Here is a 283-nt window from a genome sequence, read left to right as displayed (position 1 = left end):
CACACCCGAAACGGCACAGCACTCTGCGCCGCGAACGGCAGATGTGGGAATGGGCACCGCAGACGAGGTCAGGGGCCCCACCACGAAGCCCTTGGATCATGCCATTGCGATGACCTGCAAGCCGGTACCGGCAGAAGCCCGCCGGCACCTGGGCCGCACGATGCAACCACCGCTCTTCGAGAGCCTGATTGCTCTGCGCCCGGCAGGGTCGGCTTTCTTCTCGTTAGTCTTCTTTGCCGACGCAAAGAAGAGTGACCGGCAGCCCCCGCAGGGGGATGTCGTA

1 protein-coding gene is annotated in these 283 nt (G+C 64.3%); it reads left to right on the top strand.

Annotation, left to right across the window (positions count from 1 at the left end):
• Window positions 1-49: 49 nt before the first annotated feature.
• Window positions 50-283 (top strand): hypothetical protein (locus OR16_RS46985; protein ID WP_006164625.1); only part of this gene is annotated, 234 nt, incomplete at its 3' end.

Source organism: Cupriavidus basilensis OR16 (assembly GCF_000243095.1).
Taxonomy (GTDB): domain Bacteria; phylum Pseudomonadota; class Gammaproteobacteria; order Burkholderiales; family Burkholderiaceae; genus Cupriavidus; species Cupriavidus basilensis_D.
This window is presented reverse-complemented; position numbering and strand designations above follow the sequence as displayed.